The organism is Luteimonas sp. S4-F44 (assembly GCF_022637415.1).
Lineage (GTDB): Bacteria > Pseudomonadota > Gammaproteobacteria > Xanthomonadales > Xanthomonadaceae > Luteimonas.
The window spans coordinates 3,399,577-3,414,370 of sequence record NZ_CP093340.1; the positions used below are offsets into that span (position 1 = coordinate 3,399,577).

At 70.6% G+C, this 14,794-nt stretch carries 14 protein-coding genes; 7 read left to right on the plus strand and 7 right to left on the minus strand.

The genetic code is table 11. From position 1 onward, the window contains the following. Nucleotides 1-16: 16 nt before the first annotated feature. Genes MNO14_RS15320 through MNO14_RS15330 form a run of 3 tightly spaced genes read right to left on the minus strand, consistent with a single transcriptional unit; the run spans nucleotide 17 to nucleotide 2,281 of the window. The gene (locus MNO14_RS15320) at nucleotides 17-796 is read right to left on the minus strand and encodes a fumarylacetoacetate hydrolase family protein (protein WP_241944540.1); all 780 of its coding nucleotides are present in this window, start codon (nucleotides 794-796) and stop codon (nucleotides 17-19) included. Then, nucleotides 793-1,002 carry a tautomerase family protein gene (locus MNO14_RS15325; RefSeq protein WP_241944541.1) on the minus strand — a complete coding sequence of 70 codons (210 nt, stop codon included), beginning with the start codon at nucleotides 1,000-1,002 and terminating at the stop codon, nucleotides 793-795. The genes MNO14_RS15320 and MNO14_RS15325 overlap by 4 nt, the downstream gene beginning before the upstream one ends. A 19-nt stretch (nucleotides 1,003-1,021) precedes the next feature. Further along, nucleotides 1,022-2,281 (minus strand): MFS transporter, encoded by a 1,260-nt coding sequence (locus MNO14_RS15330; RefSeq protein WP_241944542.1) that lies wholly within the window; start codon nucleotides 2,279-2,281, stop codon nucleotides 1,022-1,024. 143 nt (nucleotides 2,282-2,424) lie between these two features. Between MNO14_RS15330 and MNO14_RS15335 the strand changes: the two genes are divergently transcribed. Beyond that, nucleotides 2,425-3,096: a hypothetical protein gene (locus MNO14_RS15335; protein ID WP_241944543.1), complete on the plus strand. Its 672-nt coding sequence runs from the start codon at nucleotides 2,425-2,427 to the stop codon at nucleotides 3,094-3,096. A 71-nt stretch (nucleotides 3,097-3,167) separates the two neighbouring features. After that, the gene (locus tag MNO14_RS15340; RefSeq protein ID WP_241944544.1) at nucleotides 3,168-3,962 is read left to right on the plus strand and encodes an IclR family transcriptional regulator; all 795 of its coding nucleotides are present in this window, start codon (nucleotides 3,168-3,170) and stop codon (nucleotides 3,960-3,962) included. On the opposite strand, the gene mpl is transcribed toward MNO14_RS15340, so the two are convergent. Together mpl and MNO14_RS15350 are read right to left on the minus strand one after the other, a co-directional pair. Next, nucleotides 3,947-5,335, minus strand: a complete 1,389-nt coding sequence (gene mpl / locus MNO14_RS15345; RefSeq protein ID WP_241946363.1) for a UDP-N-acetylmuramate:L-alanyl-gamma-D-glutamyl-meso-diaminopimelate ligase — start codon at nucleotides 5,333-5,335, stop codon at nucleotides 3,947-3,949. The two genes, MNO14_RS15340 and mpl, sit on opposite strands and share 16 nt — an antisense overlap. Nucleotides 5,336-5,503: 168 nt before the next feature. Beyond that, a complete protein-coding gene (locus MNO14_RS15350; protein ID WP_241944545.1) occupies nucleotides 5,504-6,082 on the minus strand; it encodes an adenylate kinase in 579 nt (192 codons plus the stop codon). Between the two features lie 118 nt (nucleotides 6,083-6,200). Here MNO14_RS15350 and MNO14_RS15355 point away from each other — a divergent pair, with 118 nt between their 5' ends. Then, nucleotides 6,201-7,457, plus strand: a complete 1,257-nt coding sequence (locus MNO14_RS15355) for a 6-phosphofructokinase (protein ID WP_241944546.1) — start codon at nucleotides 6,201-6,203, stop codon at nucleotides 7,455-7,457. 106 nt (nucleotides 7,458-7,563) lie between these two features. Next, complete coding sequence (gene mutM / locus MNO14_RS15360) at nucleotides 7,564-8,376, plus strand: bifunctional DNA-formamidopyrimidine glycosylase/DNA-(apurinic or apyrimidinic site) lyase (protein ID WP_241944547.1); 813 nt, start codon at nucleotides 7,564-7,566, stop codon at nucleotides 8,374-8,376. A gap of 4 nt (nucleotides 8,377-8,380) precedes the next feature. On the opposite strand, the gene MNO14_RS15365 is transcribed toward mutM, so the two are convergent. Then, entirely contained in the window at nucleotides 8,381-9,007 is a 627-nt protein-coding gene (locus MNO14_RS15365; RefSeq protein ID WP_241944548.1) for a thymidine kinase, read from the minus strand. A gap of 75 nt (nucleotides 9,008-9,082) precedes the next feature. Here MNO14_RS15365 and MNO14_RS15370 point away from each other — a divergent pair, with 75 nt between their 5' ends. Continuing rightward, nucleotides 9,083-11,059 (plus strand): UvrD-helicase domain-containing protein, encoded by a 1,977-nt coding sequence (locus MNO14_RS15370; protein WP_241944549.1) that lies wholly within the window; start codon nucleotides 9,083-9,085, stop codon nucleotides 11,057-11,059. A 36-nt stretch (nucleotides 11,060-11,095) separates the two neighbouring features. Here MNO14_RS15370 and MNO14_RS15375 read toward each other — a convergent pair whose 3' ends face one another. After that, the gene (locus MNO14_RS15375; RefSeq protein WP_241944550.1) at nucleotides 11,096-11,749 is read right to left on the minus strand and encodes a DUF480 domain-containing protein; all 654 of its coding nucleotides are present in this window, start codon (nucleotides 11,747-11,749) and stop codon (nucleotides 11,096-11,098) included. 113 nt (nucleotides 11,750-11,862) lie between these two features. On the opposite strand from MNO14_RS15375, the gene MNO14_RS15380 reads away from it, so the two are divergent. Together MNO14_RS15380 and MNO14_RS15385 are read left to right on the plus strand one after the other, a co-directional pair. Then, nucleotides 11,863-12,777: an HAD family acid phosphatase gene (locus tag MNO14_RS15380; protein WP_241944551.1), complete on the plus strand. Its 915-nt coding sequence runs from the start codon at nucleotides 11,863-11,865 to the stop codon at nucleotides 12,775-12,777. Between the two features lie 368 nt (nucleotides 12,778-13,145). Beyond that, on the plus strand, nucleotides 13,146-14,768 hold the full coding sequence (locus tag MNO14_RS15385; protein ID WP_241944552.1) for a hypothetical protein: 1,623 nt from the start codon (nucleotides 13,146-13,148) through the stop codon (nucleotides 14,766-14,768). Nucleotides 14,769-14,794 lie beyond the last annotated feature (26 nt).

The following is a 14,794-nucleotide window of genomic DNA, read 5'->3' on the forward strand; positions in this document are numbered from 1 at the left end:
ACGCGACGGGCGTCGGTCAGTCGAAATGCAGATCCAGCGCGCCGAGGCCGCCGACCCGCAGGCGCAGGTGATCGCCGCGCACGACCGGGGTCAGCGGGACCAGCGCACCGGAGAGCACGGTGTCGCCGGCGCGCAGGCCGTCGCCCAGGCGCCCGAGCTGATTGGCCAGCCAGACCACGCAATTGAGCGGCGAGCCCAGCGCCGCGGCGCCGGCGCCGGTGGACAGCAGCGCGCCGTTCTTCTCGAGCACCATGCCGCAGGTGCCCAGGTCCAGGTCGCGCAGCGCGACCCGCGTGCGCGAAGTGACGAAGGCCGCGGCCGAGGCGTTGTCGGCGACGGTGTCGAGGATGCCGATCTTCCAGTCGCGGATGCGCGAGTCGACGATCTCGAAGCACGCCGACACCGACTCGGTCGCCAGCAGCACGTCATGCAGGCCGATGCCAGGGCCGGCCAGGTCGCGCTTGAGGTGGAATGCGATCTCGCCTTCGGCGCGCGGCGCGATCATGCCGGCCACCGCGACCGCACCGCGGTCGGAGTGATCCATGCGATCGGTCAGCACGCCGAAGTCGGGCTGGTCGACGCCGAGCATGCGCTGCACGGCGGCGCTGGTCAGGCCGATCTTGCGACCGACCACGCGTTCGCCCTCGGCCACGCGCCGGGCGATGCCGGCCTGCGCGATCGCGTAGGCACCGGCGAGGTCCAGGCCCTGCACGCGTCCGGTCAGCGGCGCAATCGGCGCGGCCTCGCGCAACGCGGCGTGCAGCGCATCGGCATGCACGGTCGGATCGGCGCTCATGCCGTCCCCCCGGCGGGCGTCGGCGGATCGCTCTTGAGCGTGGTGCCCACGGCGAAGCGGTTGGCCGGCACTTCGGTGACCATCACGCGGATCGAGGCGAGCGGCGCGTCCAGCGTCTCGCTGGCCACGCGTGCGACCTCGCGGATGCAGCGCTCCACGCGGGCGGTGTCTCGGCCTTCGACCAGGGTGATCTGGATGATGGGCATAGCGTGTCCTTCAGGGGTGTCAGGCGAGCTCGCGACCCTTGGTCTCGGGCAGGAACAGCCAGACGATCAAGCCGGCCAGCGCGAAGAACGCCGCCGTGGTCACCAGGCCGCTGCCGACGCCGTAACGGGTGGAGATGAAGCCGATCAGGAACGGCGCGACCGCCGCGATCGCGCGGCCGCCGTTGTAGACGAAGCCCTGCGCGGTGGCGCGGATCGAGGTCGGGAACAGTTCGGCGAACGTCGGCGCAAAGCCGCTGTAGAAGCCGGTGCCGAAGTAGGCGACCACGATGCCGAACACCATCAGCATGTCGGGCGAGCGGATCGTCGCAAACACCGGCACCACGACTGCCGAGGCCAGGAAGAACAGCAGGAAGGCCTTCTTGCGGCCGATGCGGTCGGCGAAGTATCCGAAGGTGATGAAGCCGGCGGCCGCGCCGACCTGCATGATCACGATCCAGATCGTCGACTTCACCAAGTCCAGTCCCGGGCCGCCGTCGGCCACGGGCGTCGCCAGATAGGTCGGGATCCAGGTGAACAGCCCCCAGTAGCCGCACATCGCCGCGGTCGTGAACGCCAGGCCGATCCAGGTATTGCGGGCGAACGGCCCGCCGAACAGTTCGCGCACGGTCTCACCAAAGCCCAGCCGCCGGGTCTGGTTGCGCCAGATCTCCGGTTCCTCGACGTGGCGGCGCACATAGAACGCCAGCAGCGCCGGCAGCAGGCCGACCGCGAACACCCAGCGCCAGCCACCGACCGGGATCACCAGCGCGGCGACCACCGCGGCGGCGGCGTAGCCGGCCGCGAACGCGCTCTGCACCCAGGCCATGACCTTGCCGCGATGCTTCGCAGGCCAGGTCTCGCTGACCAGCGCCGAGCCGGCCGACCATTCGCCGCCGACGCCCAGGCCGACGATGATCCTAAACAGCATCAGCTGGCCGAGGGTGTCAGCCAGACCGCACAGGGCGGTGCCGATCGAGTAGCAGATGATGCTGAGCATCATCGAGCGCGCCCGGCCGAGCCGGTCGGCGAGGAAGCCGAAGACCAGGCCGCCGGCGGCGGTGGCCATCAACGTCGCCGACATCACCAGGCCGGCCGACGACTTGTCCATGCCCAGGTCGACGATCACGTACTTGATGACCATCGCGAACAGCATGAGATCCATGATGTCGAGCATCCAGCCCAGATAGGCCGAGTTGAACGCGCGCCATTGCTGCTTGCTCGCGCCCTTCCACCAGCGCTCGCCGATCTCCTGCCCCGCACCTGTCGTGTTCTGCGCCATTGCACGCCCTCCCGAGGCGATTGAGGGGGTGTGCCCCCGGCTGCTTGTATCGTTGCTCGATACCCAAGTATCACTATACGATAAGTCTCGACTGAAGAGTCAAGACTTGAATTTTGTATCGATCACCGAAACAAGGAACCGCCATGTCCAGCCTGATGCTGCGCCTGTTCGAAGACGAACTGCCTGCCCACTGCCCGCCGATTTATCTGCCGGCCGCCCCGCGCGCGCTGTACCTGGCGCAGGGCGAGGCCACGGTGGAGGACGCGGTCTCGGGCACCCTGCTGTTGCAGGGCGCGGCCTGGGTCGGCGAGGACGCGCTGACGCTCAACATCGGCGCCGCGCCCGTCCGCATGTGGCGCTGGGAGCTGTCGACCGCCGCCACCGCCGCACCGGGCCTGCCCTCGGCGCCGGCGACCCGCACGGCGCTCAAGCTCGAAGCGCCGGTCGAACTCGATCCGGGCTTCGACTGGCTGATGCGCTGCGACGAAGTGGGCTTCCCGCCCGGCGGCGTCGCGCTGACCCATGTGCACCAGGGCCCCGGCATCCGGATCTGCGCCGAGGGCGAAATCGGGATCGAAACACAGGGCCGGGCGCAACGTCTGGGACCGGGCCAGGCCTGGTTCGAGCTGGGCCCGGCGCCGGTGTTGGCGCCGACCACCGAGCGCGAACCCACGCGTTTCGTGCGCTGCTTCCTGCTGCCGCGCCAGCTCAAGGGCCGCAGTTCGATCCGCTATGTGCGCCAGGAAGACGCCGACGCGCCCAAGGTGCAGACCTATCGGGTTTTCGCGGAGCGATACATCCGTCTACCTCAGTGACATCGCCTCGGGGTACCCTGATGGGCGCGGCCCTGCCGCGTTCATCGGCTTCACCGCACAGGACGACCCCCATGGCCCAGGCCGGCCCCGCCTCCGACGACGCCGCGGACGCGTCGCTTCCCACCGCCATCGTGTCGCTGCAAGTCATCGACGCGCTGTCCAACGCGCCCCAGGGGCTGGGGGTCACCCAGCTGTCGCAGCAGCTGGGCATGCCCAAGGCGCGCGCGCACCGGCATCTGCGTGCGTTGCGCGATCACGGCTACCTGCTGCAGGACCCGGTCACCAACCAGTACCGGGTCGGCTGGAAGCTCTATCTGCTGGGCAAGGCCTGCGTTGGGCGCTTCGACCTGACCACGCTGGCGCGGCCGGCGCTCGAACGCCTGCGCGACGCCGTCGGCCAGACGGTCGTCATCGCCTCCTATGCCGAGCAGGAGGTGGCGGTCATCGACGTGTTGCGCGGCACCTCGCCGTTGGAGATCAGCCTGCGGCCGGGCAGCCGCTTTCCCCACCACGCCAGCGCCCAGGGCAAGCTGGTGCTGGCCTACGGGCCGGCCGCGCTGCGCGAGCAGTATCTGGCGCAGCCGCTCGAGCCCGAGACGCCGCGCACGATCACCACGCATGCGCGCCTGCGCAACGAACTCGACCGGGTCCGCGACTGCGGCTGGGCCGACGCGCCCGAGGAACTGTTCACCGGCATCAACGCGCTCGCCGCGCCGCTGTTGCAGGCGGGCGGTGCGCTGTTCGGCACCTTGGCCATCGTCGGCTCGATCCACTATCTGCCGGCCACGCCCGATCCGGCGCATGTGGACGCTTTGCGCCGGACGGCCGCCGAACTGTCGACGATGATGGGTTACGCCGGCACCTGACCGGGCTGCAGTCCGGCGAGGAAGCGCCGCGGCGCGCCGTCGAAGCCGCCGTTGGACATGAACACCACATGGTCGCCCTCGCGCGCCAGCCCGGTGAGGACCTCCAGCAGTGCATCGGTATCGGGCACCGTGCGCGCCTGCCCGCGGACCGCCTCGACCACGCGCCGCGCGTCCCAGGCCAGTTCCGGCCGGTGCAGAAAGACCACCGCATCGGCGGCGTCGAGCGACGGCGCCAGGGCCTGGGCATGTGCGCCCAGGCGCATCGAATTGCTGCGCGGCTCCATCGCCACGACGATCCGCGCATCACCGACCTTCGCCCGCAGCCCGGCCAGCGTGGTCGAGATCGCGGTGGGGTGGTGCGCAAAGTCGTCGTAGACGGTGACCCCGCGGACGCAGCCGAGCAGTTCGAGCCGGCGCTTGACGCTGCGAAAGCGCGCGAGCGCCGGCAGCACGTCCGCCGGATCGACGCCCACCGCCGCGCAGGCCGCCAGCGCCGCCAGCGCATTGAGCACGTTGTGGTCGCCCAGCAGCGGCCAGTCGACGGTACCCACGTCGACGCCGCGCCGGCGGACCCGGAACGCGCTGCCGTCGGCGACGATGCGTTCGGCGCTCCAGTCGAACGCGGGATCGAAGCCGAAGCGTTCGACCGGCGTCCAGCAGCCCATCGCCAGCACCTCGTCCAGGCGCGCGTCATGGCCGTTGACGATCAGCCGTCCGCGGCCGGGCACGGTGCGCACCAGATGGTGGAACTGGCGCTGGATCGCGGCGACATCAGGGAAGATGTCGGCGTGATCGAATTCGAGGTTGTTGAGGATCGCCACCGTCGGGCGGTAGTGCACGAACTTGCTGCGCTTGTCGAAGAACGCGGTGTCGTACTCGTCGGCCTCCACCACGAACAGCGGTCGCGCCGGCGCCTGTGTGCCTTTGCCCGCCTGTGGGGACGCAGGATCGGCAGGGCCGCCCAACCGCGCGGAGACGCCGAAGTCCTCGGCCACACCACCGATCAGAAAGCCCGGCGCGCGGCCGGCGGCCTCGAGCAGGAAAGCCAAAATCGTCGTCGTCGTGGTCTTGCCGTGAGTGCCGGCGACCGCCAGCACCTCACGTCCGGGCAGCACCTGCTCGCTGAGCCACTGCGCGCCCGAGGTGTAGGCGCGGCCGGCGTCGAGCACGGCCTCGACCGCGGGGTTGCCGCGCGAGAGCGCATTGCCGATCACCACCTGGTCGACGTCCGCGCCGATGTGCGCCGGGTCGTAGCCCTGGCGCAGCGCGATGCCCAACTGCTCGAGCTGGGTCGACATCGGCGGATAGACCGCCTGGTCGCTGCCCTCGACCGCATGGCCGAGTTCGCGCGCGAGCGCCGCGACGCCGCCCATGAAGGTGCCGGCGATGCCGAGAATATGGAGTTTCACGGGCTGGAGGTCCTGGACGGGGCCGCACTGCACCGGGCGGCTGCGGCGCGCGCGGACGACCGACGGCCGCGCCGAAGGAAAGCAGGCACCGTGGCGCGCCGCCACCGGACCCGGCGGCGCGCTCGGCGCGGTTCAGGCTGCGGCGTCGGCCTTGCCGATCGCCGCGACGATGCGCGCAAACACCTCGTCGAGCGGACCGACGCCGTCGACCACCGTCAGCTGGCCGTGGTCGCGGTAGAAGCCGATCACCGGCGCGGTCTGCTGGTCATAGACCTTGAGGCGGTGGCGCACCGATTCGGGACTGTCGTCGGCGCGCCCTTCCGCCTTCGCCCGGCCGGCGAGCCGCTCGACGATCTGCTCGTTGTCGACCTCCAGCTGCACGGCGGCATCGAAGGTCTGGCCCAGCTTGGCCAGCAACGCATCGAGCGCGGCGGCCTGGGCGAGGTTGCGCGGGTAGCCGTCGAGGATGAAGCCGGCGCGGGTGTCCTCGCGCGACAGGCGGTCCTCGAGCATGCCCAGCAGGATCTCGTCGGAGACCAGGTCGCCGCGGTCCATCACCGCCTTGGCCTGAAGACCCAGCGGCGTGCCGGCGGCGACTTCGGCGCGCAGCAGATCGCCGGTGGAGATGTGCGGCACGTGCAGGTGCTCCTTCAGTCGTGCGGCCTGCGTGCCTTTGCCCGAACCGGGCGCTCCGAGAAGAACCAAACGCATCGAACGCTCCTGCAAGTGTGGGGAGCCCTCCGGTCCTGCGACTACACTCGGGCAGGGCGGCGAACGGCCGCATCAGCTTAACGTATCCCGCCACGACCCGAATCGACGAGGCCCTGCGATGCCCTCCGGAACCCTGCTCTACGCCCAGTCGGGCGGCGTCACCGCCGTCATCAACGCCACCGCCTCGGCCGTCCTGCAGGAGGCGCGTGCGCAAGGCGTCCGCGTGCTGGCCGCGCGCAACGGCATCCTCGGCGCGCTGCGAGAGGACCTGGTCGACGCCTCGAAGCTGCCGATCTCCGCGGTCCGGGCGCTGGCGCACACCCCCGGCGGCGCCTTCGGCTCGTGCCGCCACAAGCTCGGCACGCTCGAGGCCGACCGCGCGCGCTACGAGCGCCTGCTGGACGTGCTGCGCGCGCACGATGTGCGCTGGTTCCTCTACAACGGCGGCAACGACTCGGCCGACACCGCGCTCAAGGTCTCGAAGCTGGCGCGGGCCTTCGATTACCCGCTGACCTGCATCGGCGTGCCCAAGACCGTCGACAACGACCTGGCGGTCACCGACTGCTGCCCGGGCTTCGGCTCGGCGGCCAAGTACACCGCGGTGTCGGTGCGCGAGGCCGCGCTCGACGTCGCCGCGATGGCCGACACCTCGACCAAGGTCTTCGTCTACGAGGCCATGGGCCGCCATGCCGGCTGGCTCGCCGCAGCCGCGGGCCTGGCCGGCCAGGGCCCGGACGAGGCGCCGCAGTTGATCCTGTTCCCCGAACGCGCGTTCGACGAGGCCGACTTCCTGGCCAACGTGCGCCGCGTGGTCGAGCGCGTGGGCTGGTGCGTCGTGGTCGCAAGCGAGGGCATCCGCACCGCCGATGGCCGCTTCGTCAGCGACGCCGGCGGCGGCCGCGACGCCTTCGGCCATGCCCAGCTCGGCGGCGTCGCCGCGCATCTGGCCGGTCGGGTCAAGGACGCGCTGGGTCTGAAGGTGCACTGGGCGCTGCCCGATTACCTGCAGCGCTCGGCCCGGCACCTGGCCTCCAAGACCGATGTCGAGCACGCGATGGCGGTCGGTCGCGAGGCGGTGCGCTTCGCGCTCGCCGGCCGCAACGCGACCATGCCGGTGATCCGGCGCACCGCCGACGCGCCGTATCGCTGGAAGATCGAAGCCGCACCGCTGGAGAAGGTCGCCAACCACGAAAAGACCATGCCCGCCGGCTTCATCCGCCGCGACGGCTACGGCATCACCGCGGCCGCCCGCCGTTATCTCGAACCGCTGGTGCGCGGCGAGGCGCCGCCACCCTATGGGCGCGACGGTCTGCCGAAATACGTGACCCCAGCGTTGACCCCGGTGCCGCGCACCCTGGCCGACTGGGACGGCTGACGGCATCGGCGGCCTCGCCGCGCAGGATGACCGAGTCATGACGTGCCATTGAATCGCCGGCACCACCCCCGATCTTGGTCGGCACCCCCGACGCCAGCCGCGCCCGATGCCCGAACTGCCCGAAGTCGAAACCACCCGTGCCGGCCTGGCGCCGCATCTCGAAGGTCGCCGGATCGTGGCGGTCCAGATGCGCCGGCCCGACCTGCGCTGGCCGATCCCGCCGGAAGTGGCTGCACAGTTGCCCGGTCAGCGCATCGACGGCATCCGCCGCCGCGCCAAGTACCTGCTGCTCGACACTGCGGCCGGCAGCGCGCTGCTGCATCTGGGCATGTCGGGCAGCCTGCGCGTACTCACGCCCGAGGTGCCGGTGCGCGCCCACGACCATGTCGACATCGCCTTGGATTCGGGCCGGGTGCTGCGCTTCAACGACCCCCGGCGGTTCGGCTGCCTGCTGTGGCAGGCGCCGGGCCAGACTCATGCGCTGCTGCAGGACCTGGGCCCCGAACCGCTCGGCGACGCCTTCGACGGCGACCATCTGTTCCACGCCAGCCGCGGCCGGCGCGCGCCGGTCAAGGCCATGCTGATGGACCAGCGCATCGTCGTCGGGGTCGGCAACATCTACGCGGCCGAAGCACTGTTCGCGGCCGGCATCTCGCCGCTGCGCGAGGCCGGCAAGATCTCGCGCGCCCGCTACGCGCGCCTGGCCGACGAGGTCCGCCGCATCCTCGCCTATGCGATCCGGCGCGGCGGCACCACGCTGCGCGACTTCATCAGCCCCGACGGCGCGCCGGGCTACTTCGAGCAGGAACTGTCGGCCTACGGCCGCGGCGGCGCGCCGTGCCCGCGCTGCGGCGGCGTGCTGCGCCAGGCCTCGATCGCCCAGCGCGCGACCGTGTGGTGCCCGCGCTGCCAGCGCTGAAGCGCTACAACGGCAGCTCGGGCTGCGCCGGTTCGATCCGGCCTTCGCCGCGCACGATGCGCTTGAACTCGGCCCGGCTCACCGACACGTAGCGTTCGTTGCCGCCGATCTCGACCTGCGGGCCGTCGTGCACGGCGTAGCCGCGCTCGTCCACGCGCACGGTCATCGTCGCCTTCCTGCCGGTGTGGCAGATGGTCTTGATCTCGCTCAGTTCGTCGGCCCAGGCCAGCAGCGCCTGGCTGCCTTCGAACAGCTCGCCGCGGAAATCTGTCCGCAGGCCGTAGCACAGCACCGGAATGCGCAGCGCATCGACGACCTCCGACAGCTGCCAGACCTGGGCGCGGGTCAGGAACTGGGCCTCGTCGACCAACACGCAGTCGATCCTGGGCACATCGTCGCCCGTGCCCAGCGCGCGCACGCAGGCGAGCAGGTCGTCGTCGCGGTCGAACGCGATCGCCTCGGCCGACAGCCCGATCCGCGAGGCCACCCGCCCGACCCCGGCGCGGTCGTCGAGCCGCGGGGTGAGGATCGCCACGCGCATGCCGCGCTCGCGGTAGTTGTGCGCGCTCTGCAGCAGCGTGGTGGTCTTCCCGGCGTTCATCGCCGAATAGTAGAAGTAGAGCTTGGCCATCGCCGGATTCTACCGGCCCAGGGGCCGGCGCCGTCGGCCGGTACACTATGCGTCGCTAGACAGACGCCCCACCCGATGTACGGTCTGAACCCCCAACAAGCCCAGGCTCTCGGCCACGTCGAGGGCCCGCTGCTCGTGCTGGCCGGCGCGGGCAGCGGCAAGACGCGCGTGATCGTGGAGAAGATCGCCCATCTGATCCAGTCCGGGCGCTACCCGGCCAAGCGCATCGCCGCGATCACATTCACCAACAAGTCGGCCAAGGAGATGCGCGAGCGCATCGCCAAGCGCCTGCGCGGCGACGCCGCCGATGGGCTGACGATCTGCACCTTCCACGCCCTGGGCCTGAAGATGCTGCAGATCGAGCACGCCAAGCTGGGGCTGCGTCGCGGGTTTTCGATCTTCGACGCCGACGATGCCGCCGCGCAGATCAAGGACCTGCTGCCCGGCGCCAAGCCCGACGTGGTGCAGGCGATGCAGGGCCTGGTCTCACGCGCCAAGAACGCCGGCCTGTCGCCCGAGCAAGCGCACGCGGCCGCGACCAGCGCGCGCGAATTCGAGGCCGCCGCGCTCTACGCCCGTTACCAGGAGCGTCTGGCGGCGTTCAACGCGGTCGACTTCGACGACCTGATCCGCTTGCCGGTGCAACTGCTCGAATCCGACGAGGACGCGGTGCTGGGCTGGCGCGAGCGCATCGGCTATCTGCTGGTCGACGAGTGCCAGGACACCAACGACGCGCAGTACCGGCTGCTCAAGGCGATCGCCGGGCCCAAAGGCAACTTCACCTGCGTTGGCGACGACGACCAGAGCATTTACGCCTGGCGCGGCGCCAATCCCGAAAATCTGGCCGCCCTGGGGCACGATTACCCGACGCTGCGCATCGTCAAGCTCGAACAGAACTACCGCTGCAGCAACCGCGTCCTGCGCGCGGCCAATGCGCTGATCGCCAACAACCCGCACGAACACCCCAAGACGCTGTGGAGCGCGCAACCAGACGGCGAGCGCATCCGGGTGTGGGAGTGCCGTGACAGCGCGCACGAGGCCGAGAAAGTCGCCGGCGAGATCCACTTCCTGCAGTCCGCGCGCAAGGCCGAGTGGAGCGAGTTCTGCATCCTGTTCCGCAGCAATCACCTTTCGCGGCCGCTGGAAAAAGCGTTGCAACTGCTGCGCGTGCCCTACCACCTGAGCGGCGGCACCGCGTTCCTGGACCGCGGCGAGGTCAAGGACGCGATGTCGTGGCTGCGCGTGCTGGCCAATCCTGACGACGACTCGGCGTTCCTGCGCGCGGTGCAGTCGCCCAGCCGCGGTGTCGGCCAGACGACGCTGGCCAAGCTGGCCGAGCTTTCGCGCAGTGCGCAGATGCCGATGTCGCGGGCGATCGAATCGATGGGGCTGCTCAAGCAGCTGACCCCGCGCGCGGCCAATGCGCTGAGCGAGTTCGCCGACATCCTGCGCGAACTGCGCGACGACGCGCGCCACATGCTGCCGGGCGATCTGGTGCGCAAGCTCAACGAGCGCTCCGGCCTGATCGCGATGCTGCAGGCGCAGTGCAAGAGCGAAGAGCTGTTCCGGATCCGCCGCGGCAATCTCGACGAACTCGCCGACTGGTTCGAAGGCGCGCGCGGCGCGGGGCCGGGCGAACTGGCTTCGCAGCTGGCGCTGCTCACGCATGCCGACAAGGGCGATGCCGGCAACCAGGTGCGGCTGATGAGCATGCACGCCGCCAAGGGTCTGGAGTTCCGCTATGTGTTCATCATCGGTATGGACGACAACACCCTGCCGCACGAATCGAGCATCGACGAGGGCCGCATCGACGAAGAGCGCCGGCTGCTGTACGTGGGCATCACCCGCGCCAAGGAACAGCTGTGGCTGTCGTATCCGCGCGAGACCCAGCGCTGGGGTCAGAAGCTGCGACTGACCCCCAGCCGGTTCTTCGAGGAACTGCCGGCCGCCGAGATCCAGCGCGATGGCGCCGACCCGGTCGCCGACGCGCAGCGCAAGCGCGAGCGCGCCAACCACGGCTTCGCCTCGATCAAGGCGCTGCTCGACAGCTGAGCGACGGCGGCCGCTGCGGCCACCGTCGCGGCGGCATCAGGGCGTGACGTCCCCAGCCGGCGCGAGCGCGGCCAGGGCCTCGCGCAGCGCCGCGACCTCGGCCTCGAGCGCCTCCACGCGCGCCACCAGCGCCTCGTCGCTGCGCGCGGCCTCGCCCCGTGGCTCGGTCATCGGCAGGCTCTCGACATCGACCGGCCCGCACAGCAGATGCGCGAACCGTTCCTCGCGGCGGCCCGCGCCCGGCGGGATGCGCACCAGCAGCGCCTTGGCCGCCATCCGCTCCAGATGGTGGCGCACGTCCTCGATGTCGCCAAAGGCATGCAGCCGCTCGCTGCGCGCCTGCAACTCGTGCGCGGTCTGCACGCCGCGCAGCAGCAGCACGGCGAGCAGCGCGATCTGCGGCGGCGGCAGGTCCAGCACGCTGCCCACGCTGTGCTCGTAGCGCTCGGCGCGCGACGAGAACGACTGCCGCGCCAGCCGATGCTGCTCGAGCTGGCGCAGAGCGTGGTGGGTGTCGCCGAAGCTCAACGCCATCACCGGCTCGCGCGCGGTCTTCTGGTTGGCCGCCGACTGCGCAGCGTTGACGGTCAGCGGATAGACGTCGGGCGTGGTCGCCTGTTTTTCGATCAGGCAGCCGAGCACGCGGGCCTCGGCGGGACTCAGTTCCGGCCAGCGGACGGTCTGGTGCATGTCGGCTCCTGTCGAACGGGGCGGGCATGATCGCCCGAGTGCGCCGGGATGTCATGCCGGCGTGAAGACCTGCGGTTACACTCCCCGGCCGATCGATCCACAGGCGTTCCGCGATGCGCACCACGTTCTCCGCCATGCCCCTGCTCGCCAGCGCGTTGCTGATCGCGGCCTGCAAACCCGTGGCCGCGCCCGCCGACGCCCCCGCGGCCGCGCCGCAAGCCGCCGCGACGCCCGCCACCGACGCCAGCGCGCCCGCCGACAACCTCAATGCGGTGCTCTGGGTGCAGCGTTCGGAGGAATACCGCGCCAACAGCCTGTCGCTGTTCCGCGCCGCCGCCGACCACCTCGATGCGGCCCTCGCCGAGCCGAACTGGGACGCGCTGGTGCCGGCCGAGCGCGAGTTGGCGGGCGACGCACGCGCGCTGCCGCCGGCGGTGATCATGGACATCGACGAAACCGTGCTCGACAACTCGCCCTACCAGGCACGCCTGGTGCACAACGGCCTGGAGTACGACGAGGTCAGCTGGGCGCAATGGGTCGCCGAGAAGAAGGCCCGCCCGGTCCCCGGCGTGCTCGAATTCGCCAAGGCCGCCGAAGCCAAGGGCGTGACCATCCTCTACCTGTCCAACCGCGCGCAACACCTGCAGGAAGCGACGCTCGCCAACCTGCGCGCCGAAGGTCTGCCGGTGAAGAACGACAGTGTGTTCCTGGGACTGGGCACGCACGTGGAAGGCTGCGAACAGCACGGCAGCGAGAAGACCTGCCGCCGCCGCCTGGCCGGACGCCAGTACCGGGTGCTGATGCAGTTCGGCGATCAGCTCGGCGACTTCGTCGAAGTGCTCGCCAACACGGGCGAGGCGCGCACGCAGTTGCTCGACGAGTACGGCGACTGGTTCGGCGAGCGCTGGTGGATGCTGGCCAATCCGACCTACGGCGGCTGGGAACCGGCCCAGTTCAACAACGCCTGGGACCAGCCCGCGTCGGCCAGGCGTGCCGCCAAGCGCGCGGCCCTCGATCTGGCGCCCTGATCGAAGGCGCAAGGCTGCCTCGCCCTCAACCACTTAGGTCGCAAACCTGAAGCATTGCGTCAGCTTGCTGGACCCGTTAAGCTGAACAGGTCAACACCGAGTCCTCCGGCATCGTCCGGTTCAGGGAGACCCCACGGGTCTCCCTTTTTTTGTCCCGCGGTGCCACGCGGCCACGCGCCAGTCCCGACGGATGGCTCTGCACCGCGATCGCGCGATGCGGCACCGTCGCGACAGTGGGTAGATGCAGCGTGCGCCTCGTCTACCTGTCCGCCCCCCTGGGGTTGTCCCCAGGTGTGGGCGTCAAAGCGTTCGGCTACCTTCGGGGGGTCCGGCCTGCACAGCCGACCGGGTCATCCCGAGGCCTCGTCGTGTCGCACTTCGACTCCATCGCAGATCGCGTCTCATCCGACCGGAGCAGAGTTACTGCGCTGCTGAACAACGGGCCGGGCGGACACGGTCTTGATATTGGTCCGCGGTTGGCGAACGCGTTCTCCGACACCATGAAATTGCTGACGGGCCAATTGGCTCAACAACAGTTCCCCGGCGTGAACTTCGTGAACGGGGCTCGCCCCTGGGACGGCGGCGCGCCGGTGGCGGATGCACGTCCGGGCTCCACCACGCTCCCTGGCGGCCTTCCGGTCCCGCCGCCCCCGCCGCTGCCGGCACTTCACGGCGGACAACCCATCCACAATGCCTGGAACGGCGGTCATCTCCACTCCGGTCATCCTTTCGGTCCGAACGTTGCACCCCCTAACGGCATTCCCGCCGGTTCAGGGAACGACCTCGCCCCGGTCGCGCCCCGACCCGAGGGCAGTCATATGCCCCCTCTGCCTGCACCCAGCATCCCGGCACCGCCCCCAAGCCAGACCGGCGTGCTGCCGGCGCTAAGCAACCTGCTCGGCAATGCCCTACAGGCCGTCCACCAGTTGCTATCACCCGGCGCGGTGACGACGCCCACAGTCGTCCAGCCAGGCCTGCCCGGCGGCGGCCCGCTCTCGACGCCGCAGGCCCTGCCGACGCCGATCACATCGGCTGCCAACCAGGTCGTGCGCGCGCTCAGCAATGCAGTGCCGGCCACCCCTCCGCCGACTGCCAGCATCACCACGCCTAACGCCGCGACGACGAACACACCACAGATGGGGGTCCCGAGCCAGGCAACCACCGCGCAGGCGATGCCGGCGCAGCAGGCGACCGCACCCGCACAGACGCTCGCGCAGCAGGCCGCGATTCCGCAGGTGCCGCAGACGACGACCGCACAGCCCGGCCCACCGGCCCCCGGCACGGCGGCGTCGGTGCAGCCAGGGCCGGCGTCGGTGCCCGTGCAGGCGCCGCTTGCCCAGCCGCAGCGTACGGACGCCGCCGTGGTGCCAGTAGGCAACCCAGCCGCCGAGCGCAGCGCAGCGCCGCCGCAGACCGCCCCGCCGTCGCAGCTCGCGATCGCCAATACGCCTGCCGGCACAACGCTCGCCGCCGTACCGGCGGCGGTGATGGCGGCCCAGACACCGCCCGCGCAACAGGTGGCCGGCAATACCCAGATCGCAGGCAATCCCCAGGCAACGACACCGGCCGCCGGCGAACGCGGCGGCCCTTCGCGTGTCGACCTGGTGGCCACCGGCGTTTACACCGCCGACGGCCCGGGCCTGCGCCGCCGCAACTGGCTCAAGGTCGGCCCCGCCGACATCGGCCAGTGGATGCTCGCGCTGGCGCAGGGCCGGCGAGTGCTGATCCGCCCCCAGGACGATCTGCCGGCCGAAATCGCGCGTGCAATGCAGTGGCTGTTCTGGACACTTGCCCTGGTGGCCTACGGCTGCCTGGGCCTGGTGCTGGTCAGCGTTCTGCTGAACGTCAGCGACGTGCCGACTGTCCCTGCGATGCGACGCTGGAGCAGCGAACTCGCGTTCGCGGGCCTGGCGGCCGCCTGCGGTGCATGGTGGCTCGCCCGCCGGCTCAACGCTCCGGCACGCGGCTCGGCCGGCCCGCTCCGGCGATAGACCCGCCAGCCGCGCGACCCGGCGCG